The sequence below is a fragment of the Edaphosphingomonas laterariae genome, from assembly GCF_900188165.1.
Taxonomy (GTDB): Bacteria; Pseudomonadota; Alphaproteobacteria; order Sphingomonadales; family Sphingomonadaceae; genus Sphingomonas_E; species Sphingomonas_E laterariae.
In genome coordinates this window covers 1-20,769 of record NZ_FZOS01000025.1, presented here as the reverse complement: position 1 = coordinate 20,769, position 20,769 = coordinate 1, and the positions used below count along the sequence as shown (strand labels likewise).

21 protein-coding genes and 1 tRNA gene are annotated in these 20,769 nt (G+C 65.2%); 5 read left to right on the top strand and 17 right to left on the bottom strand.

Going from position 1 to position 20,769, the window contains the following annotated elements:
- Positions 1 to 16: 16 nt before the first annotated feature.
- The 5 genes from CHB74_RS16730 to CHB74_RS16710 are packed head-to-tail and all read right to left on the bottom strand — an operon-like array spanning position 17 to position 5,318.
- The gene (locus CHB74_RS16730) at positions 17 to 1,246 is read right to left on the bottom strand and encodes a class I SAM-dependent methyltransferase (protein ID WP_089220745.1); all 1,230 of its coding nucleotides are present in this window, start codon (positions 1,244 to 1,246) and stop codon (positions 17 to 19) included.
- The gene (locus tag CHB74_RS16725; RefSeq protein WP_089220744.1) at positions 1,243 to 2,508 is read right to left on the bottom strand and encodes a class I SAM-dependent methyltransferase; all 1,266 of its coding nucleotides are present in this window, start codon (positions 2,506 to 2,508) and stop codon (positions 1,243 to 1,245) included. Before CHB74_RS16725 ends, CHB74_RS16730 begins: the two co-directional genes overlap by 4 nt.
- A 10-nt stretch (positions 2,509 to 2,518) precedes the next feature.
- Positions 2,519 to 3,574 carry an NAD-dependent epimerase/dehydratase family protein gene (locus CHB74_RS16720; protein WP_089220743.1) on the bottom strand — a complete coding sequence of 352 codons (1,056 nt, stop codon included), beginning with the start codon at positions 3,572 to 3,574 and terminating at the stop codon, positions 2,519 to 2,521.
- A complete protein-coding gene (gene rfbF / locus CHB74_RS16715; protein WP_089220742.1) occupies positions 3,498 to 4,376 on the bottom strand; it encodes a glucose-1-phosphate cytidylyltransferase in 879 nt (292 codons plus the stop codon). The genes CHB74_RS16720 and rfbF overlap by 77 nt, the downstream gene beginning before the upstream one ends.
- 3 nt (positions 4,377 to 4,379) lie before the next feature.
- Positions 4,380 to 5,318 carry a glycosyltransferase family 2 protein gene (locus CHB74_RS16710; RefSeq protein ID WP_089220741.1) on the bottom strand — a complete coding sequence of 313 codons (939 nt, stop codon included), beginning with the start codon at positions 5,316 to 5,318 and terminating at the stop codon, positions 4,380 to 4,382.
- Positions 5,319 to 5,545: 227 nt separating this feature from the next.
- Here CHB74_RS16710 and CHB74_RS16705 point away from each other — a divergent pair, with 227 nt between their 5' ends.
- The gene (locus CHB74_RS16705) at positions 5,546 to 6,661 is read left to right on the top strand and encodes an NAD(P)/FAD-dependent oxidoreductase (protein WP_089220740.1); all 1,116 of its coding nucleotides are present in this window, start codon (positions 5,546 to 5,548) and stop codon (positions 6,659 to 6,661) included.
- A gap of 63 nt (positions 6,662 to 6,724) precedes the next feature.
- Here the strand turns inward: CHB74_RS16705 and CHB74_RS16700 are convergent.
- The 5 genes from CHB74_RS16700 to CHB74_RS16680 form a co-directional block, all read right to left on the bottom strand.
- Positions 6,725 to 6,801: transfer RNA gene (locus tag CHB74_RS16700), tRNA-Arg, on the bottom strand.
- An 85-nt stretch (positions 6,802 to 6,886) separates the two neighbouring features.
- On the bottom strand, positions 6,887 to 7,276 hold the full coding sequence (locus tag CHB74_RS16695) for a hypothetical protein (protein WP_179220883.1): 390 nt from the start codon (positions 7,274 to 7,276) through the stop codon (positions 6,887 to 6,889).
- 51 nt (positions 7,277 to 7,327) lie between these two features.
- Positions 7,328 to 7,987, bottom strand: coding sequence for an endonuclease III (gene nth / locus CHB74_RS16690; RefSeq protein WP_089220739.1), 660 nt, complete (start codon positions 7,985 to 7,987; stop codon positions 7,328 to 7,330).
- Positions 7,988 to 7,994: 7 nt separating this feature from the next.
- Positions 7,995 to 8,762 (bottom strand): 4-hydroxy-tetrahydrodipicolinate reductase, encoded by a 768-nt coding sequence (gene dapB / locus CHB74_RS16685; RefSeq protein WP_089220738.1) that lies wholly within the window; start codon positions 8,760 to 8,762, stop codon positions 7,995 to 7,997.
- 92 nt (positions 8,763 to 8,854) lie between these two features.
- Positions 8,855 to 10,993, bottom strand: a complete 2,139-nt coding sequence (locus CHB74_RS16680) for a ComEC/Rec2 family competence protein (protein ID WP_245842987.1) — start codon at positions 10,991 to 10,993, stop codon at positions 8,855 to 8,857.
- Positions 10,994 to 11,020: 27 nt separating this feature from the next.
- Here CHB74_RS16680 and gltX point away from each other — a divergent pair, with 27 nt between their 5' ends.
- Positions 11,021 to 12,469, top strand: coding sequence for a glutamate--tRNA ligase (gltX, locus tag CHB74_RS16675; protein WP_089220770.1), 1,449 nt, complete (start codon positions 11,021 to 11,023; stop codon positions 12,467 to 12,469).
- Between the two features lie 22 nt (positions 12,470 to 12,491).
- Complete coding sequence (gltA, locus tag CHB74_RS16670) at positions 12,492 to 13,778, top strand: citrate synthase (RefSeq protein ID WP_089220737.1); 1,287 nt, start codon at positions 12,492 to 12,494, stop codon at positions 13,776 to 13,778.
- A 57-nt stretch (positions 13,779 to 13,835) separates the two neighbouring features.
- Here gltA and CHB74_RS16665 read toward each other — a convergent pair whose 3' ends face one another.
- The 6 genes from CHB74_RS16665 to ctrA form a co-directional block, all read right to left on the bottom strand.
- Positions 13,836 to 14,591 carry a proteasome-type protease gene (locus CHB74_RS16665; RefSeq protein ID WP_089220736.1) on the bottom strand — a complete coding sequence of 252 codons (756 nt, stop codon included), beginning with the start codon at positions 14,589 to 14,591 and terminating at the stop codon, positions 13,836 to 13,838.
- A 78-nt stretch (positions 14,592 to 14,669) separates the two neighbouring features.
- Positions 14,670 to 15,491 (bottom strand): transglutaminase family protein, encoded by an 822-nt coding sequence (locus CHB74_RS16660; protein WP_089220735.1) that lies wholly within the window; start codon positions 15,489 to 15,491, stop codon positions 14,670 to 14,672.
- A gap of 1 nt (position 15,492) precedes the next feature.
- Positions 15,493 to 16,428, bottom strand: a complete 936-nt coding sequence (locus CHB74_RS16655) for an alpha-E domain-containing protein (protein ID WP_089220734.1) — start codon at positions 16,426 to 16,428, stop codon at positions 15,493 to 15,495.
- Positions 16,428 to 17,876, bottom strand: a complete 1,449-nt coding sequence (locus CHB74_RS16650; protein ID WP_089220733.1) for a circularly permuted type 2 ATP-grasp protein — start codon at positions 17,874 to 17,876, stop codon at positions 16,428 to 16,430. The genes CHB74_RS16655 and CHB74_RS16650 overlap by 1 nt, the downstream gene beginning before the upstream one ends.
- 90 nt (positions 17,877 to 17,966) lie before the next feature.
- Positions 17,967 to 18,392, bottom strand: coding sequence for a hypothetical protein (locus CHB74_RS16645; protein ID WP_089220732.1), 426 nt, complete (start codon positions 18,390 to 18,392; stop codon positions 17,967 to 17,969).
- A gap of 126 nt (positions 18,393 to 18,518) precedes the next feature.
- Complete coding sequence (ctrA, locus tag CHB74_RS16640) at positions 18,519 to 19,220, bottom strand: response regulator transcription factor CtrA (protein ID WP_089220731.1); 702 nt, start codon at positions 19,218 to 19,220, stop codon at positions 18,519 to 18,521.
- Positions 19,221 to 19,425: 205 nt separating this feature from the next.
- Here ctrA and CHB74_RS22070 point away from each other — a divergent pair, with 205 nt between their 5' ends.
- Entirely contained in the window at positions 19,426 to 19,593 is a 168-nt protein-coding gene (locus CHB74_RS22070) for a hypothetical protein (protein WP_179220881.1), read from the top strand.
- A gap of 92 nt (positions 19,594 to 19,685) precedes the next feature.
- Complete coding sequence (locus tag CHB74_RS16635; RefSeq protein WP_245842986.1) at positions 19,686 to 20,327, top strand: PEPxxWA-CTERM sorting domain-containing protein; 642 nt, start codon at positions 19,686 to 19,688, stop codon at positions 20,325 to 20,327.
- On the opposite strand, the gene CHB74_RS21705 is transcribed toward CHB74_RS16635, so the two are convergent.
- Positions 20,287 to 20,652, bottom strand: coding sequence for a hypothetical protein (locus tag CHB74_RS21705; RefSeq protein ID WP_144033831.1), 366 nt, complete (start codon positions 20,650 to 20,652; stop codon positions 20,287 to 20,289). The two genes, CHB74_RS16635 and CHB74_RS21705, sit on opposite strands and share 41 nt — an antisense overlap.
- Positions 20,653 to 20,769 lie beyond the last annotated feature (117 nt).

The window sequence follows — 20,769 nt, the reverse complement described above, 5'->3', positions numbered from 1 at the left end:
CCTTGCCTCGCGTCCGCTATAGGCAGCGAACGTCACAGGACACCCCGATGCCGGCCAGATCGCGGCGGATCTCGTCCTCGTAGATGCCGTTCATCACGATCACCAGCCCCGGATCCAGCTCGGCAATCCGCGCGGGCGAGATGATCGGCTGTCCGGTTCCCGGCATGAAATGATCGTGCCGGTTGGGGTTGATATCGGTCACGGCATCGATCGCATCGGCAAGCCCCAGCGATGTCAGGAAGGACACGGCCTTCGAGCCGGAACCCCAGAGCAGGATCCGCCGGCCATCGCTCCGCGTCTGCCGGACGATCGAGCGCCAATGCTCCTTGGCGAGCCGCGCTCGTTCCGCGAATGTGCGCACCAGGCCGGTCCATTCGTCCGAAGGGTGTTTGTCGGCCCTTTCGGCACGGCGCGCGGATGGCACCGCCTCCAGCGTCAGATATTGCCCGTCATATTCGACGGTCGTGCGGATCACGTCGAACCCGCAATGGCGGAACAGGCGCGATAGCGAAGCCTCGGTAAAATAGGAGCAATGCTCGTAATAGATATCCTCATAGGCACAAGCGCGCAGGATCCGCCCTGCATCCGGCACCTGGAAGAAGATTGTCGCCCGCCGCTCCGCATCGAGCCCGGCGCGGATCGTTTCAAGGAACCGCGCGGTCTGCGGAATATGCTCCAGCGTCATCTTGCAGCAGAGCAGATCGGGCTGGACCGTGCAGTGGCGTGGCTCGAAATATTCGGGGATCAGCGTCACCAGTTCGGCACCGGCGACACCGGCCAGCCGCTCCGGAATGGCGCTGGGATCGACGCCAATGCCACGGTTGCGCCCAAGCTGCGAAAGGAGGACCAGGAACTCGCCCTTGCCGCAGCCGATCTCCATCACGTCGCGATCGTACAGGCCGTGGCGCTGCACGATTTCCTGCGCAAGCTGATGATGGAACCGATTGAACGTGGGCGAGAAACCCTGCGTCTCTTCGTAACGGTCGGAATATTCCGTCAGCGCCTGTTCGAAGCGGCTGTTGAACACGAAGCCGCAGCCGCGGCAATGATGGAGCAGGATGCTACCCCTGATGCAGCCGATCGCCTCCGCGCGGGTGCGGAACAGGATGCAGGAATTGGTCGGAACGTCGTCCACCTGATAGAAGGGCTCCGTCCGTCCCGTGCCGCAGCTCGGGCACAGACCGGCGACGCCCTGCCCCCAGGCCTCCTCGCCCCTCCCGGCGAGATCGCGATCGACGACGTTCACCGGAGCAGCCTCGGTTCGGGCACGGGAATGATGAAGCAGCCCCCCGCGTCCCGATATTCGCTTTGCTGGACCAATATCTCGTCGGCAAAATTCCACGAGAGCATCAGCACATAATCCGGCTTCATCTCGATCAGGGCCTCGGTGCCCAGGATCGGCAGATGCGCGCCCGGCATTAACCAGCCATGCTTGTTGACGTTGCGATCGACCACGAAGTCGAGATGATCGGTGCCGAGCCCGCAATAGTTGAGCAAGGTCGCGCCCTTGGCGGCGGCGCCATAAGCGGCGATGGAATGCCCTTCGGCCTTCAGCCGCCCGATCAGCCCGACCAGACTTTCCCGCAGGGCTTCGACCCGATCGGCAAACCGGGCGAAGAAATCCACCCGATCGAGCCCGATCATCTTTTCCCGGCCCAACATCGCTTCGACCGACGGGCCGACCGCTTCGAAAGGCTCAACGAAGATGCGTAGCGAGCCGCCATGGATGGACAGTTCCTCCACCCGATTGACGAACAGGCCGTGCCGGCGGAACAGCCGGTCGAGCGCCGTCAGCGAGAAATAGCAGAGATGCTCATGATAGATGGTGTCGAATTCGACATGCTCGATCAGCCGCAGCAGATAGGGCATCTCCAGCACTGCGACGCCATCGGGCTTGAGGATGGTCCGGATGCCCGCGACGAAGCCGTTGGTATCGGCAACATGCGCCAGCACATTGTTGCCGTGGACGATATCGGCCTGGCCATGGGTGTCGACGATCTGCGCCGCCAGCGTTTCGGTGAAGAAATCGCACAGCGTCGGCACGCCAACCGAATGGGCGGCCGCCGCCGGCCCCTCGGCCGGGTCGATCCCCAGCACCGGCACGCCCTGTTCGACATAGTTGCGCAGCAGATAGCCGTCATTGCTGGCCAGTTCGATCACCAGGCTGGACGGCCCGACCCCGCGCTCCGCAATCCGCTGCGCCACATTCGCGCGGGAATGCTCCATCAGCGCCGGCGAGAAGGAGGAATAATAAGGATAGGAATCGGCGAACAGGATTTCAGGCGCCACCGTCTCCAATATCTGGACGAGCGCGCAATCGTGGCAAAAGGCGACGAGCAACGGGAAGGCCGGCTCGGGCGCATCATGCGCTTCCGGCCGGACCAGCCGATCCGCCAGCGGCGTCGATCCAAGGTCGAGGATCGCCTCCAGCGAGTCACCGCCGCAGGAACGGCACTCGGTTTCGATGCGGGAGGGCGCGCAGGCCCGCTTGACGAAATGATAGTTCATGCTGATCCCCTCACACCGCGATCCGGCGCTGGATCGGATACAGGTCCTCGTGGAGCGTCCCCTCGGCGATGCGCTGCTGGATATGGGCAATGCGCTTGAACCGGGGGCCTTCGAAATCCTCGACGCTGAGGCCGCGCGCATCGAACGCGTCGAACAGTTGCTCGATGCCGCGCCGGCAGGTCCATTGCGGCTTGAAGCCATGGAGCCGCCGGGCGATGTAGTCGCAGTCCACACGATAATTGCGCAGGTCCGGGCTGGCTTCGGCCGCAAAGCCGATCTTCGCGCCGGGCACGATCTGGCGGACAAGTTCGGCAATTTCGCGGATCTGATAATTTTCCGTGGTCTGGCCGACGTTGAACACCTCGCCATGCACGTCCGCCCGGGGCGCTTCGACCGCGGCGATGTAGGCCAGCGCGATATCCTCGACATGCACGATCGGCCGCCAGGGCGAACCATCGCTCTTGAGGTGCACCTCGCCCGTGGCGCAGGCCCAGGCGGTCAGGTTGTTGACGACAAGATCGAAACGCAGGCGCGGCGACACGCCATAAGCGGTGGATGCGCGCAGGAAGGTCGGGCTGAACCCGTCATCGGCCAGCGCGATGATCGCCGCTTCGGATTCGACCTTGGATTCGGCATAGGGCGTCACCGGGCAGAGCCGGCCGTCCTCGGCCACGAACTCGTCATTCGACGCGCCATAATTGGAACAGGAGGACGCATAGACGAACCGCCCCACGCCGGCGGCCCGCGCCAGCCTGGCCAGCGCGATCGAGGCCGTCGCGTTGATCGCACGCGTCAGGCCGGGCCGATAATCGCCAAGCGGATCGTTGGACAGGCCGGCAAGGTGGATCACCGCGTCGAAGCCACGGAGCCGCTCCACCGCGGCGGAATCGGACACGAAGTCGCGAATGTCACCGCCAATCGAGTGCAATTCGGGCACGCCATCGGCAAAGCTGCAATCCGCGAACAGATCGCTGTCGAGCCCTACGACGTCATGATCGCGTTCCAGCAGGCGCCAGGCCAGGATGGATCCGATGTAACCAAGATGCCCGGTCAGCAGAATCTTCACCGTCCCGTTCCTCCCAGATTTTCCAGGGGGCGTTGCCCGACTCCCAATAATCATTGAGGATTTTCTTCTCGCGCATCGTGTCCATGCACTGCCAGAAGGACTCGTGGCGGTAGGCCATCAACTGGCCATCCTCGGCGAGCCGGGCCAAGGCACCCTGCTCGAACATCTCTTCATCATGCTCGATATAATCCATCACCTGCGGCTCGAGCACGAAGAACGCCCCGTTGATCCAGCCTTCGCCGATCTGGGGTTTTTCGGAAAAGCAGGTGATCGCATCGCCTTCGAATTCGAGATGGCCGTAGCGCGCCGGCGGGCGCACCGCGGTGAGCGTGGCGAGGCGGCCGTGCGAGCGATGGAAGGCCAGCAGGCGCTGGAGGTCGATGTCCGCCACGCCATCGCACCAGGTCACCATGGCGGTGCTGGGCCCGAGCCACGGGGCGAGCTTCTTGATCCGGCCGCCGGTGCCGGCGCTGACACCGGTTTCGACCAGATGGACATCCCAGTCGGGCACGTCATCCGGCGAATGCTGGATCAGCTGGCCGCTGCGGGTGCGCAGCGTGACCGAACCGGAGACATTGCAATAGTCGCGGAACCACCGCTTGATCAGTTCGCCCTTATAGCCGAGCGCGATGCTGAAATCGTTGAAGCCATAATGCGAATAGAGATTCATGATGTGCCAGATGATCGGCATTCCGCCGATCTCCACCATGGGCTTGGGGCGGATCTCGGTCTCTTCGGACAGGCGTGAACCGAGGCCGCCGGCCAGAATGCCGACTTTGACGCGGGGAAGGTGCTGGCTCATCGTTCAAACTCGCTGCGAAACGGGGTTGCCGACGACCAGGCCCTTGATCGCTCCGGCCGCCGCCGGCGATACGAGGCTGGTCATTTCGAGGCAGTAGCGGCCCAGTTCGCGCGGGCGCAGGCTCCTGCGGAGTAGCCGGGCGCGCAGCCGCGATGCCGAGACGAGATCGGGATGTCGGCCGGCGATTTCGAACAGATGGCGGGCGAGCTGGAAATGCTCCGCCGCCGCCCCGCGGCTCTTCCGGCCGGTCTGCCACAGGCTGCGCTGCACCTTATCGGCGATGTTGATCGATCGCTCGGGATGCTCGCGATTGTAGAAGATCGCATCCTCGGCGATCCGGAACTTTCCGATGATCGCCGCTTCGGCCAGCAAGGCGCGATCCGAACTATAATAAGGCCGGTGCAGGGTCGATCGCTCGACCGCGCTCCGGCGGAACAGGCCGAAGATCGGGAAACATGTGCCCGACAGCTCCAGCGCCTGCCAGAAACGCTCGGCCGCGTCCTCCGCCTCGATGGCGGGTGTCTCGGCACCGACCGGCGGCATGATCTCGTTGGCCGGGCCGATACGCAGCGTCGGCGCGAAAGCGAGGGCGGTATCGGCGTGGGATCGCAACACGCGGACGCAGGCATCGAGGAAATTCGGGCTGAGCCGATCATCGTGCGCGCACCATTTGAAATAGGTGCCCGTCGCGTGGGTGAAACCCAGATTATAATTGGCCGCGGCGCCGATATTGACCAGGTTGCGCACCAGCCGGATCCGCCGGTCGCCTGCGGCGCGTTCGGCCACGATATCTGGCGTGCCATCGCTCGATGCGTTGTCGGTGACGGTCAGCTCGAAATCGCCGAACGTCTGCTCCTGAATCGACCGGATCGTCTCGTCGAGATAATCCCCGCCGTTGAACACCGGCAAGGCCAAGCTCACAGCTGGCGATCGAAGGGCCATGCACCTATCCCTGGTTCAAGTTCGGCGGAGCATGACAGCTTTGTTCGTGCCCGTGGAATGCGCGCATTCAGCCTAGCTCCATCGGGTTCGGCGGCCGCGCCGGGCTAACCCCAACGGGGCAGTCCCCCTCCCCCCGCCGCCGGGCAGCCCCCATGGTCCGTCGGGACTATTGTTGCCGGGGCCAAGCTGCCGCAGTGTCGGCACCTTCATGGACCGGCGGGGCTGAAATGACGCAGGTGGACGCGGTGGTGGTGGGCGCCGGCGTGATCGGGCTGGCCGTCGGCCGCGCGCTGGCCCGCGCCGGGCTGGAAACGCTGATCCTCGACAGCGAACCGCATTTCGGCAGCGCGACAAGCGCGCGCAACAGCGAGGTGATCCACGCCGGGCTCTATTATCGCACGACACCGCTCAAGGCGGCGCTTTGCACGCGCGGGCGGCAGTTGCTTTACGCATATTGCCGGGATCGCGGTGTCCCGCACAGCAGGCTCGGCAAGCTGATCTTCGCGGCCGAACCGGCGCAATCGACGGTGCTCGACGAAATCGCGGGCGCCGGCGCGGCTGCCGGTGTCGACGATCTCGTCCGGCTCGGCGCCAGCGAGGCCAAGCGGATCGAGCCACAGCTGCGCTGCCACGAAGCGATCCTGTCGCCATCGACCGGCATCATCGATTCCCACGCTTATATGCAGGCGCTGCTCGGCGACGCCGAAGACCATGGCGCCCGCTTCGTCGCGCGAACCCGCGTGACCGCATTGTCGCGCACGCCCGCCGGCTGGGGCGTGCATATCGAAGGCGAAGCGGCGCCGGCGGTCGTAGCAGGACGCGTCGTCAATGCGGCCGGGCTCGAAGCGCACAAGCTCGCGGCGGCCACCGACGGAATGGCCGGCCATGTGCCGATCGTCCGCTATGCGCGCGGCGTCTATTTCGATTATGGCCGCGTGCCGTTCGATCGGCTGATCTATCCGGTCCCCGTCCCCGGCGGCCTTGGCACGCACCTGACGCTGGATCTGGCCGGGCGGGCGCGGTTCGGCCCCGATGTCGAATGGATCGACACGGTCGACTATACCGTCGATCCCGCCCGTGGCGCCGCCTTCCTTGCCGCCGCCCGGCGCATCTGGCCCGAAATCGATCCTGCCCGGCTCGTCCCCGGCTATGCCGGCATCCGCCCCAAGCTCAGCGGCCCCGGCGAACCAGCGGCCGACTTCGCCATCATCGGCCCCGAACAGCACGGACAAGACGGATTGGTCGCCCTGTTCGGCATCGAATCCCCCGGCCTGACGGCATCGCTGGCCATCGCCGAACATGTGACGACACAACTGGACGTAACGATTGCCAGAAACGACTGAACGTCCGCCCAAGGCCATGCCGCGCATCCCATCCGGGCAGCGGCGACCGACGATGTAGGGAGATGGCGCACCCGAGAGGATTCGAACCTCTGGCCTCTGCCTTCGGAGGGCAGCGCTCTATCCAGCTGAGCTACGGGTGCCAGGCGAGGGCGCTTAGCAAAGGCCGGAACGCGGGGCCAGCCCAAATCGGCAGCCCCGCGCGAAAATCCGCGGGCGGGGTTATGTTTACTTCTTCGCTTCCATTTCCTGGAACTGACCAAGGCCGCAACTGGCGCCCCGGTTGAGCCCCGGCCCGCCCATGGTGGTGAGCACGGTGATGATGTCGGTGGAGCAGAGCTGGCTCAGCGACGTCTTGTAGGCGAAGCGTTCTTCGAACCCCAGCTGCGGGCAGCGCCCCGGCAAGCTGTTCCGGTAGATCTTGCCGCCGTTCATGTGGAAGTCGATCGTGCTGTCGTTCAGCACCTTGGTTTCGCGTATCTGGCGCAGGTTGACGCAGTTGAGCGGCTGCGCGCCCGCCTTGACCACCAGATTGTCGGCCTTCTCCTTCGCCGACGCCGCCCCGGGCAACGCCGCCACCGCGACGAACCCGAGCGCAATGATCGCTGTCATCTTCATGATCGATCTCCTGTCCGGCCCATCCGGTCCTACCCTATCGTGACGGACCCGTCAGGCTGAAACCTTGGCCCCGGCGGGTGCCGGCGTCTTGGGCTTGAAGGCGCACAGATCCGCCACCGGGCAGCGCCAGCATTCCGGCCGCCGGGCCTTGCAGATATATCGGCCATGCAGGATTAACCAGTGGTGAGCGCCGCGCCGAAACGGCCCGGGCGTCACCTTGTCCAGCTTCAGTTCGACGGCGAGCGGCGTCTTGCCCTTGGCGAGCCCCGTGCGGTTCCCGACACGGAAAATATGCGTGTCGACGGCGAAGGTTTCTTCGCCAAAGGCGGTGTTGAGCACGACATTGGCGGTCTTGCGGCCAACCCCCGGCAATTCCTCCAGCGCGGCGCGATCGCGCGGCACTTCGCCGTCATATTTGTCGACGAGGATGCGCGCGGCGGCGATGACATTCTTCGCCTTGGTGTTGAACAGGCCGATCGTCTTGATGTGTTCGCGCAGCCCCTCTTCCCCAAGGTCGAGCATCGTCTGCGGCGTATCCACCTCCGCGAACAGCCGGCGCGTCGCCTTGTTGACGCCCACGTCCGTCGCCTGCGCGGAAAGCGCGACGGCGACGAGAAGCGTATAGGCGTTGGTATATTCAAGCTCGGTTTCCGGCGACGGATTGGCCTCCGCCAGCCGCCGGTAGAATTCAAAGACGTCGTCGCGCTTCATCGCCCGCTCAGAGGCCGAGAACGTCGTTCATCGAATAGCGGCCGGCGGGCTTACCGGCGAGCCAGAGCGCGGCCTTGACCGCGCCACGGGCGAAAATCGCCCGGCTTTCCGCGCGGTGGCCCAGTTCGATCCGCTCGCCTTCGCCGGCGAATATGACCTCATGGTCCCCGGCAACCGATCCGCCGCGCAGCACCGCGAAGCCGATCGCGCCTTCGGGCCGTTCGCCGGTGATCCCGTCGCGGCCGCGCACCGACACGTCGGCCAGCGCCACCTGCCGCCCGGCTGCCGCGGCCTCGCCCAGCAGGATACCCGTGCCCGACGGCGCATCCACCTTGTGGCGATGGTGCATCTCGACGATCTCGATATCCCAGTCGCTGCCCAGCCGCGCCGCAGCCTCGCGAACGAGATGGGCGAGCAGGTTCACGCCCAGCGAGGTGTTGAACGCCTGCAGCACCGCGACCGACTTTGCCGCCGCGTCGATCGCGGCATGATGCTCCGCTGCAAGGCCGGTCGTGCCGATGACGATCGGCGTGCCATTGGCGATGGCGGCGTCGAGATGGGCCTGAAGCGCCGATGGCGAAGAGAAATCGACCATCACGTCGCTCGCCCCGGCCAGCGCGGCGGCATCCGCCAACAGGGCGACCCCGCCCAGCGCCTGCGGATCGGTTCCGGGCCGGTCGATGCCACCCGCGACGCTGGCATCGACATCGCCGATCGCTGCCGCGATCGCACGGCCCATCCGTCCACCCGCGCCGATGATGCCGATCCGTGTCATGCGTGGCCTCCCGCCATAGCCTGTCTGTTGCTCGCGCGCCTATTGGGCGAGGCGCAGCGCGCTGGCAATGCCGAAGCCACTGCCCGCCTGCCCTATTCCGCCCAGGGCTTGCCGCGACGCATGTCCTGCACCGTCCGCACGCCGCCGGTGTCGAGGTGGATCGCGATGCCACCCGTACGCGCCAGCAACGACCGATCCGCCTTCAGCCAGCGCGGACGGCAGCTTCGTGGCAGGCGACGATCGCTGATCACGATATCGGCGGTGGCGCAGGCGCGGTTCATCGCCGCGATATCGACCAGATAGGGCGATCGGGTGGCGAGCACCGTCCAGTCGCGGCCATCGCGCCGCAGCGTGGCGCGGCACAGATCCGGGCCGCAGGCCATGTTCGGCCGATCGTCGAAGGCCAGTGCATCCGCTTCGGTGCCGGCGGCTTCGCCCAGCATGTCGCGCACATAATCGCCGGCGCGGGGCCGCAGCAGCGCGATCCGGCCGTCGGCTTCACGGATCGCCACATGGCGGCCATCGCCGGTGATCAGCAGATCGGGTGCCGGCGTCGCCACCGCCCAGATCGCCCCGGCCGCCAGCGGCAGGATACCCATCCGGCGCGCACGGGTGCGCCATAGCGCGATCCACAGCCCGCCGCCGACCATCAGCGCGAACGCGCCGGTGGCAAGCGAAGGCAGCGCCGCCACCGCCCCCGGCAGCCCCGCGACCAGATGGGCAAGCCAAAGCAGCAGCGCCAGTGCCTTCCCCACAATCCACCATGCCGGCGCGCCCAGCCCCGCCAGATCGAGCAGCAAGGCCAGCGCCTCGAACGGCATGATGACGAAGGTGGTCAGCGGAATGGCGACGACATTGGCGAGCGCGCCATAGAGGCCCGCTTTGTGGAAATGGAACAGCGCGATCGGCGCAAGCGCCACTTCCACCGCCAAGCCGGTCAGCACCAGCGCCCCCAGCGCACGCGCCCAGCGCGCCATCGCCCCCTCCTCCCGCCGGGCGAGCAAGGCGCGCAGGCCGGGATGTTCGTGGATCGCCACGATCGCGGTGACGGCCGCGAAGCTCAGCTGGAAGCTCGCCCCCACCAGCGCCTCGGGCCATAGCAGCAGCACGATCAACGCGCCCGCCGCGACCAGCCGCAGGGTGATCGCGTCGCGCCCCATCGCGATCCCGATCAGCACCAGCAGCGCGGCGATGCAGGATCGCACCGTCGGCACCTCGGCCCCGGCCAGCAGCGTATAGCCGATGCCGGCCACCGCCCCGGCCGCGGCGGCGATCAACGGCAGCGGCAGGCGCAGCGCGAGCGCCGGGCTGAGAGCCAGCAGCCGGAGCACCAGCAGCATCGTCGCCCCGATGACCGCCGTGACATGAAGGCCGCTGATCGACAGGAGGTGCGCAAGGCCGGAGCGCCGCATCGCTTCGGCATCGGCTTCGGCGATCCCGCCCTGATCGCCGGTGGCAAGCGCGGCGGCAATCCCGCCCTCGCTGCCGGCCAGCTGGCCCTGCACATGGCCCGAAAGGTTTGCGCGCCACCCCATGATCGTCGGCCAGATCCCGGCCGCTTCCCCTGCCCCGGCCAGCGCCACCGGCCCGATCGCGCGGCCGGTGGCGCCCAGCCCCTGAAACCACGCGACACGGGCAAAATCATAGCTGCCCGGCACCGCCGGCCCCGGCGGCGGCATCAGCCGGGCGCGCAGCGCAACGCGCGATCCCGGCGAAACATCGTCCGGCATGTCCGCTGTCGCCACATTGACCCGGATGCGCGTCGGCAAATCCGCCGGGGCGGCGGGTTCGATGGTCAGCCGGACCAGATCGCGCGCGGCAAGGCGATCGACGGCGACGACTCGGCCTTCGACCGCCGTCACCACCGGCCGATCGAGACGCGGTGCAGCGACTCGTTCGGCCCGCGCCCAGATCAAGGCGCAGCCCAGCGCCATCGCGATGGTGGCGACGATGCCCGCCCGGCGCAGCCGCCCGCCCGCCGGCAGCAGCGCGAATCCGGCCGCGATGCCGAGGGCGGTGAAGATGAAGGCCAGCCATCGTGCCGCATCCGGCAGCAGGAACCAGGCCGCGACCCCCGCGCCCAGCGCCACCGGCAGCCACAGGAACAGCTGATCGCGCTCGCCATCCAGCCAGCTTTCCAGCCCATCCAAAGCGCCGACGAAAAGGCGACCGCGCGCGGTTTGTCGCGCCGGGGAAGCCATGCTAGGGGCGGTGCCGAATTCGCTGGCCATGCCCAGCCATCCTTGGAGAAAGCGCGCGTGGGCGCAAGCACTGACAATTCCGCAGAAACCCGGCCCGTCGTCACCCGTTTCGCGCCATCCCCAACCGGATTCCTGCATATCGGCGGCGCGCGCACAGCGTTGTTCAACTATCTCTTCGCCCGCCACCATGGCGGCCGCTTCCTGTTGCGGATCGAAGATACGGACCGCGCGCGTTCCACCCAGCCGGCGATCGACGCGATTCTCGACGGCCTCGCCTGGCTCGGTCTCGAAGGCGATGAGGAGCCAGTTTTCCAGTTCGCCCGCGCCGCGCGCCATGCCGAAGTGGCGAACCAGATGCTCAGCACGGGCCATGCCTATAAGTGCTTCGCCACGCCCGAGGAGCTGGCCGAATTGCGCGAGCAGCAGCGCGCCGCCAAGCAGCCGCTGCGCTATGACGGCCGCTGGCGCGACCGCGATCCGGCCGAAGCGCCGGCCGGCGCCCCCTTCGTCATCCGCCTGAAGGCGGAGCGTGAGGGCGAAACGACGATCCATGATCGCGTGCAGGGATCGGTGACGGTGAAGAATGCCGAGCTGGACGACATGATCCTGCTCCGTTCCGACGGCACCCCCACTTATATGCTGGCCGTCGTCGTTGACGATCACGACATGGGCGTCACCCACGTCATTCGTGGCGACGATCACCTCAACAACGCCTTCCGCCAGCTCGGCATCATTCGGGCGATGGACTGGCCGGAACCGGTCTATGCCCATGTCCCGCTGATCCACGGCGCGGACGGGGCCAAGCTGTCCAAGCGCCACGGCGCGCTTGGTGTCGACGCCTATCGCGACGAACTCGGTATCCTGCCCGAGGCGCTCAACAATTATCTGCTGCGGCTCGGCTGGGGCCATGGCGACGCGGAAATCATCAGCCGCGACGAAGCGGTGGAATGGTTCGATCTTGCCGGTGTCGGCCGCTCGCCCTCGCGCTTCGATCTCAAGAAGCTCGAAAACCTCAACGGGCATTATATCCGCGAGGCCGATGCCGCCCGGCTGGCGGGACTCGCGCAGAGCCGCGTCGAGGGCCTGATCGGTCGCGAACTCGCCGACGCGGACATGCAATTGCTGCAACGCGCCATGCCGTTTTTGCAACCGCGCGCTAAGGATTTGGGCGATCTTGCAGATGCCGCAACATTCCTGTTTCGCACTCGCCCTATAGACATGGACGAACGCGCCGCGAGCCTGCTAGACGCTGCCGCGATCACCGTCCTGGCCTCGGCCGAGCGTGCGATCGCGTCCGTATCCGAATGGACCGCTCCTGCTCTGGAGGCGGCGGTCCGCGAAGTTGCGGAGGCTGCCGGCCTGGGGCTCGGCAAGGTGGCGCAGCCGCTGCGTGCGGCGCTCACCGGCCGGTCCACATCCCCCGGTATTTTCGACGTTCTGGTTCTGCTCGGTCGCGAGGAGAGCCTGGGCCGGTTGGCCGATCAATTGGCGCGCCCGCGCGCCTGAGTGGATAGAAGGAGAAAGCCCGATGGGCGATAGCAGCGCCAAAGTTGAACTCGGCGGCAAGGCGTCGGAATATAAGATTCTTTCCGGCAGCGTCGGCCCCGACGTGATCGACATCCGCAAGCTCTATGGCAACACGGGCGCGTTCACCTACGATCCCGGCTTCACCTCCACCGCAAGCTGCGAATCGAAGATCACCTTCATCGATGGCGATCAGGGCGTTCTGCTGCACCGCGGCTATCCGATCGATCAGCTGGCCGAACAGTCGAACTTCATGGAATTGAGCTATCTGCTGCTGAACGGCGAACTGCCGTCGAAGGCGGAGCTGGAGAAGTTCAGCGGCACGATCACGCGCCACACCATGGTGCACGAGCAGCTGGCCCAGTTCTATCGCGGTTTCCGCCGCGACGCGCACCCGATGGCGGTGATGTGCGGCGTGGTCGGCGCGCTTTCGGCCTTCTACCACGACTCGACCGACATCGCCGATCCGCACCAGCGGCTCGTCGCCAGCCACCGCCTGATCGCCAAGATCCCGACGATCGCGGCCATGGCCTACAAATATTCGGTCGGTCAGCCCTTCGTCTATCCGAAGAACAACCTGTCCTACACCGGCAACTTCCTCAACATGACCTTCTCGGTTCCGGCCGAGGAATATGAGATCGATCCGGTCGTCGAAGCGGCGATGGACAAGATCTTCATCCTGCACGCCGATCACGAGCAGAACGCGTCGACATCGACCGTCCGTCTCGCCGGTTCGTCGGGCGCCAACCCGTTCGCCTGCATCGCGGCCGGCATCGCCTGCCTGTGGGGCCCGGCGCACGGTGGCGCGAACGAAGCCGCGCTCAACATGCTGCGCGAAATCGGCCATATCGATCGCATCCCGGAATATATCGCCCGCGCCAAGAACAAGGACGATCCGTTCCGCCTGATGGGCTTCGGCCACCGCGTCTACAAGAACTACGATCCGCGCGCGAAGGTGCTCGGCAAGGCTGCGACGGAAGTGCTCGCTAAGCTCGGCAAGAACGATCCGATCCTCGACGTCGCCCGCAAGCTCGAAGAGATCGCGCTGACCGATCCCTATTTCGTCGAGAAGAAGCTCTACCCGAATGTCGACTTCTATTCGGGCGTGATTCTGTCGGCGATCGGCTTCCCGACCACGATGTTCACCGTGCTCTTCGCCCTTGCCCGCACCGTCGGCTGGGTTGCGCAGTGGAACGAAATGATCGCCGATCCCGAGCAGAAGATCGGCCGTCCGCGTCAGCTTTACACGGGCCACACGCAGCGCGATTACGTGCCGCTGACCCAGCGCTGATCGCGGCGACAGCCCCGGCAGAATTGGCCCGGTTTCCGCAAGGGAGCCGGGCTTTTTCTATGTGGCGGCGCCGTTCAGGAAAGGTGGATCGGGAATGGTCGCGCGGCTTTCATTCAGCAGCATCGACCAGCGGCGCGACAGATCGGCGAAATAGGCATCGTCGCTTTCGATCCGGCGACGGATCACCGGCCGGGCCGGGTCCGCCGGCATCACCACCATGTCGAACGGCAGGCCCACCGACAGGTCCGACCGGATGGTGCCGTCGAACGACAGCAACGCCACCTTCACCGCTTCGTCCAGCGGCGAATCATAGGTCATCGCGCGATCGAGGATCGGCTTGCCATAGGCCGTAGCGCCGATTTGCAGGAACGGCGTGTCCGCCCCGCATTCGATGAAATTGCCCGCATCGTAAACGAGGAACAGCTTGAGCGGCCCATCGCCGATGCGCCCGCCAACCAGCAGCGAAATGCCGGACGAGACGCCGGCCTCCTCCAGCGCGGGCTTCAATTCGCGCCCGGCCACCATCACCGCTTCGCCAACCAGCTGGGCCGCGCGGAACATGCTGGGCACATGATGGATCTTGCGTGGCTGCTCATCCGCCAGCAGCGGCGGCAGTCCTTCGGCCAACTGCCCCAGAACATGCTGGGTGACGGAAAGGTTGCCGGCGCTCATGCACAGGATCAGGCGATCGTCGGCATCGGCCAGAACATGCATCTTGCGATAGGTGGAGATGTTGTCGATCCCCGCATTGGTGCGGGTATCCGACATCAGGATCAGGCCGTCGCGCAACAGGATGCCCACGCAATAGGTCATGGCCACTTCCCCGGACCGAGAGACGCCTGAAGCTGAATCACCCGCCGGCGCGAATCAAGTGGCTTGAGCGGAGCGCCTTCAAGCCTGCGACTGATCCATGCCGACGCGCACGCCGACATCCAGCACCTCGCTGCCACCGCCGGTGCGCGTGCCCGAAACCGGCGCCGCATCGCGATAATCGAGGCCGATGGCGACGCGGACATAATGATCGTCAGGGCAGCGATTGGCGGTCGCATCGAAGCCGATCCAGCCATAATCGGGCACATGCACCTCCGCCCAGGCATGGGCGGCCTCGTGCCATTCATGCTGGTGGCCGGGGCGCAGGATATGCCCTGAAACATAGCGGGCGGGCAGCCCGAGCAACCGCGCGGCGCAGACCATCACCTGCGCGAAATCGGTCGCGCCGCCCTGCCCGTCCGCGAAGCTCGCGCCCGCCGGCCGCACCTCGCTGCGCTTCTGGGGCAGAAAGCGCATCCGCCGGTGGATCGTCGCCATCAGCTGGTGCACCTGATCGAGCGGCGGGCCACCATCGCCCGCCACCTCGGTGGCCAGCGCGCGTAATGCCTCATCCGGCGCGGTCAACGGGGTCGATCGGGCGAACAGTTCGGGCGGCAAGGGCTCGGCCGCGCCCGCGACCATGCCGGCGCGATCCTCAGTCAGCACCTCGCCGGTCACCGCCAGGCTAACCGACGACAACGGCCCGTCGACATACAGCATCGCGGTTTCGTTGCCATAACCGTCCCTGCCGGGCCGCAGCCGCGCGTTGCAATCCACGTCGATCCGCCAGTCGATGACATTCTGGCCGACATGGCTGCCCGGCGTCAGCCGCAGCATCTGGATCACCCGATCCTGCGGCTCGCTGAACCGATAGACGGTGCGGTGATGAACAAAGAGTCGCATGTCAGGCGAAACGGAACTGCTTTCCGATCGCCTGGTCAAGCCGCGCATTCTCCTTGATGAAGGCGGAGAGATATTCGTGCAGGCCGCCGGTGATGATCGCGCCGATCGTCGTGCGGCCCAGAGCGGATTGGCGATGGCGCGCCAGCCGGTCGGCCTCCCCCTGCAAGCCGGTGCGCTTGCCCAGCAGGTTGAGGTGGCCGACCACCTCGTCGGTCGACGCGGCCAGCGATCGCGGCAGTTCGCGTCGATGGATCAGCAATTCGGCCACCTGCACGGGCCGCAAGCCATCGCGATAGAGCCAGCGATAGGCGGTGACGGCGGAAACCGTGTGGAGGATCGTCGTCCACTGATCCCGATCGATCACGCCGCCCACCGTTTCGCCTTCGGGCAGCAGCAGATGATATTTGACGTCGATCAGCCGCGCCGTGTTGTCCGCCCGTTCGATCGCCGCGCCGAGGCCGATGAACCAGGACGGCTCGTTGCGCAGCATGCGGTGCTGTGCCCCCTCGAACCCCCGCGTCTCGGCCTTGACCGCATCGACCAGCGCCAGCGTCGCCTGGGTGCCGCCGGTCGACGAACGATCGCGCAGCCCCAGCCAGGCGCGGTTGATCGCTTCCCACGCTTCCCGCGACAAGGCCGTGCGCACCGCGCGCGCATTGCTGCGGGCGCGATCGAGGCAGGACCGGATGGAACTGGGATTATCGGCGGCAAGAGTGAGGTAACGCGCCACATTCTGAGGCGTCCGCGTTTCGCCGGTATCGACGAAACCTTCATCAGCGGCCGCCACGGCGAGCGCGCTTTCCCACGCGCCCTTGCCCGCCGGCCGGGGTGACAGGGCATCGAGCCGGATCGTCGCCTCGATCAATCGGGCGGTGAATTCGGCCCGTTCGACATAGCGGCCCAGCCAGTAGAGCGATGCGGCGGTGCGGCTCAGCATCAGTGCGCCTCCGCCGGGTTGTCGAGCAGGATCAGGCTGTCCTTGGTGCCGCCGCCCTGGCTCGAATTGACGACCAGCGATCCTTCGCGCAGCGCCACGCGGGTCAGCCCGCCCGGAACGATGGTGACGCCATCCGCGCCCGACAGCACGAATGGGCGGAAATCGACATGCCGGGGCGCGATGCCCATGTCGGTCAGCGTCGGCACGGTCGAAAGCGCCAGCGTCGGCTGCGCGATATAGCGATGCGGCTCCGCCACCAGCGCCGCGCGGAAATTCTCGATCTCGGCCCGCGTCGCCGTGGGGCCGACCAGCATGCCATAGCCGCCCGAGCCGTCGACCAGCTTCACCACCAGATCGGGCAGATTTTCCAGCACATATTTCAGGCAATCGGGTTCGCGGCAGCGCCACGTCTCCACATTGGGAAGCCGCGCCTCCCGCCCGGTATAATATTTCACGATCTCCGGCATGTAGCTGTAGATCGCCTTGTCATCCGCGATGCCCGTGCCCGGCGCGTTCACCAGCGTCACATTGCCGGCCATATAAGCCGCGATCAGCCCCGGCACGCCCAGCACCGATTCCGCCAGGAACACCAGCGGATCGATATAATCGTCGTCGATGCGGCGGTAGATAACGTCGACGCGGACCAGCCCTTCGATCGTCTTCATCCAGACGATATCGTCGTCGACCACAAGGTCCGCCGCCTCGACCAGTTCGATCCCCATCGAATCGGCAAGGAAGCTGTGTTCGTAGAAGGCCGAGTTGAAATGGCCGGGCGTCAGCAGCACGCAGACGGGATTGCTCGACCGGCCATTGGGCGCGACCGAGCGCAGCGTATCGTGCAGCGCATCGGGATAATTGTCGACCGCCGCGACCGGAAACATCTCGAACAATTCAGGGCAGAGCCGCAGCATCGCCTCGCGATTTTCGAGCATGTAGGACACGCCCGATGGCGTGCGGGCATTGTCCTCCAGCACGTAAAAGGCATCCGGCCCGGTGCGGACAAGATCGATGCCGCAGATATGCGCGAAAATGCCGTGCGCCGGCCGCGCACCCGCCAGCATCGGCCGGAATTGCGGATTGCCCAGGATCAGTTCTGGCGGCACGACGCCATCGGCGATGATCCGGCGCGCACCATAGACATCGTCCAGAAAGGCGTTGAGCGCCTCGACTCGCTGCACCAGCCCCGCCGACAGCCCGGCCCATTCCCGCGCTGTGAAGATGCGCGGCACGATATCGAACGGGATGATCCGTTCGGCCGCCTCCTCCTCGCCATAGACGGCGAAGGTAATGCCCAATTGTCGGAAAGCCGCTTCGGCTGCTTGCTGTCGCCGGTTCAGTTCGGATGCGGGCGTCTCGCGTATCCAGTCGCCCAGCGCATTGAACTCGGGCCGTGCGGTCTCGCCCGCGTCATGCCCCCTGATCTCGTCGAAAGCGGCTCGTTTCCCCATCGGCTCCGTCGCGCATCTCTTCTGTTACAAGGAGACTGCAACGCTTTGCTGCGCCGCACAAGAGTCTTGTGCGGCGCAAGCCAACTTCGTTCAAACGCTCATGAAATCGGGGTATCGGGCCAGCAGCTCGCCAAATTCATTGTCCGAAACATTGAATTCGAAATGCTGCGAATCCGGCGTCTGGCGCAGGCCATAGACGTTCGACCAGCTCCAGCCGGCCGCACCGTTCTTCGGGTGGATTTCCCAATCGAGGTGGCAGAGCGCCGCCCCGCCCGAAACCGGCTCCACACGGTAATTGGCCAGGCGGATGTCGATGCCAATGCCGCTCCGTTCGAAGCGGTCGAGATGCGCCTGCACCATCGCATCCGCCTCGTCCCGATCGTCGAAGCGCGAGATGTGGCCGCCCGTGAAGGAGACATAGGGAAAGCCATAATGATCGGCGAGCGCCTGCGCGCGCCCGTTCACCATCGCTTCGCCATAGCTGCGACAGAACTGGCCGGCCCGTTCAATGTCCATGAATCACCTCTCCATTTAGTTATGATCATTCACTAAATTGGAAAGGCCGGAACGCCAAGATGCAAGAAGGCCGGCGGAGCCCCCACTCCACCGGCCTTCGAGCCACCCTTGCGGGAGACCTGTTCGTCAGGCGACCTGGGCGATGCCCTCGTCATCGGCATCGCGCAGCACATAGCCACGGCCCCAGACCGTCTCGATATAATTCTCGCCACCGCACGCCAGGCTGAGCTTCTTGCGAAGCTTGCAGATGAAGACGTCGATGATCTTGAGCTCCGGCTCGTCCATCCCGCCATAAAGGTGGTTGAGGAACATTTCCTTGGTGAGCGTGGTGCCCTTGCGGAGCGAAAGCAGCTCCAGCATCGCATATTCCTTGCCCGTCAGGTGGACGCGGGCACCATCGACCTCGACGGTCTTGGCGTCCAGGTTCACCGCCAGCTTGCCGGTGCGGATCACCGACTGGCTGTGGCCCTTGGAACGACGGACGACCGCATGGATGCGGGCGACCAGTTCTTCGCGATGGAAAGGCTTGGTCACATAATCGTCGGCGCCGAAGCCCAGCGCGCGGACCTTGGAGTCCATCTCGGAAATGCCGGACAGGATGAGCACCGGCGTCTGGACGCGCGAAGCACGCAGCTTCTTGAGCACGTCATAGCCGTGCATATCCGGCAAATTGAGATCGAGCGCGATCAAATCATAATCATAGAGCTTGCCGAGATCGAGACCTTCCTCGCCAAGATCCGTGGTGTAGACATTGAAGCCCTCGGCATTGAGCATCAGTTCGATGCTCTTCGCCGTCGTCGGTTCGTCCTCGATCAGCAGCACACGCATAGCGATCCGTCCCCCTCGTCACTTCCGGACCCCTGATCCGGATGCGGGAATAGATGATTAACCAATAGCTAGATGAACGCAAAAGGTTAAAGGTCGGTAAACTGTTTTCGGCTGAAAACGGTGTCCGTTCACCGCATGTTCCGAAAAACCGCGCCCTTTTGCATCAAAAGGTTAGCCGGCGCACGGAAAACCGCGCGGTGTCCGCATGACCCCCACCACCTTCACCCTCTACGCCGCCCTGCTCGCCATCGCGCTCGGCCTGTGGTTCAAGTTCAGCGAACCGGGCACGCCTCCCCCGCCCTACCCGCCCGACTGCGACGACGGCGCTTGTGGCAAGTGCGCCGCGTGCGAGTATGACGGACGCCAGTGGTAGCTTGACCGTCCCGCGCTGGCACGCACCGATTCGCGCTATTGGAGAGAATCGCCCCCGCATGATCCAACCCCCGCAGAATGGGGAGAAAGATCATGCGGAAGGCGTTGGTGGCGTTGGCGGGTGCGTGCGCGATGTGGGCAGGGAGCGCGCAGGCGGCGTATATCGTGACCATCACGGGGACCTTTAATGAGGTCGTTTTGGCCGGCGTTGCGACTGAAGACTTCACACCCGTTCCGCTTACTTTCGAGGCGTCGTTCACCTTTGACAAATACAAGATCGACGCTCCTGAACTGGATATGCTGGCATCGAGCTTTGACCTTAAAATCAACGATGCTTTCGCGACCAAAAGCTCCGGAGCGCAGGGCTGGTATCGGATCACAGATGACACACAGACTGGAACAGACCGCGACCTTAATTGGGTAGGCTTCAATTCCGGATCCACCTACCCCCACTGGTTCTTTGCGTTTGGCTTTCTCGCCGACGAACGGGCATTGCCATTGGCAGACTTTACCCTTGATCCATCACAATTCGTGTTTGTGCATTTGAGCAACGAGCTAGGCGCTGGCAAATCCGCCTCTTACCGCAATCCATCGGCGTTCAAGATATCGATCGAGGGCGAGGCGGAAGGCGTTGTTCCGGAGCCGGCAACATGGGCCATGATGCTCGCCGGATTCGGCTTCGTCGGCGGATCGATCAGGCGGCAAGCGCGGCGCGGACTTCTTCCAGCATCTTGAAGGTCCAGTTCGTGCCGGCCATGCCATCATCCTGAGTGTCGCGCTCGCTATATTGTGCGCCCCAGCCAGACAGCCTGCCTATCGCCGCATTGGTGGCTGGCTTGGTGCGATATGGATAATGCCCATCGAAATACATATACTCACGGATACCTGTGGCGGCATTGCCCAATATGCTCGCCCGGTTCAGCTCTGCCAGTTCCGGCGACCTTCGGAGAAGCTCCATCCCCCGCTGACAGGTGCGCAACGTGCCGGCTGAGCGGTGCGTCGTTGTGGTGTCGTCATCCCAATACTCGACCCACCATGGCGAGCCAGACACCGGATCCATCGTGATCGGCGAGGTTGTGGTGTGTCAACGGCGGAGCAAAAGTCGGCCATTCGGCGGCGTAAAACCAGGCCACGGTGTTACATGCCGGGGGGAGTGGCGTGAGGGCGTAGCCCGAAG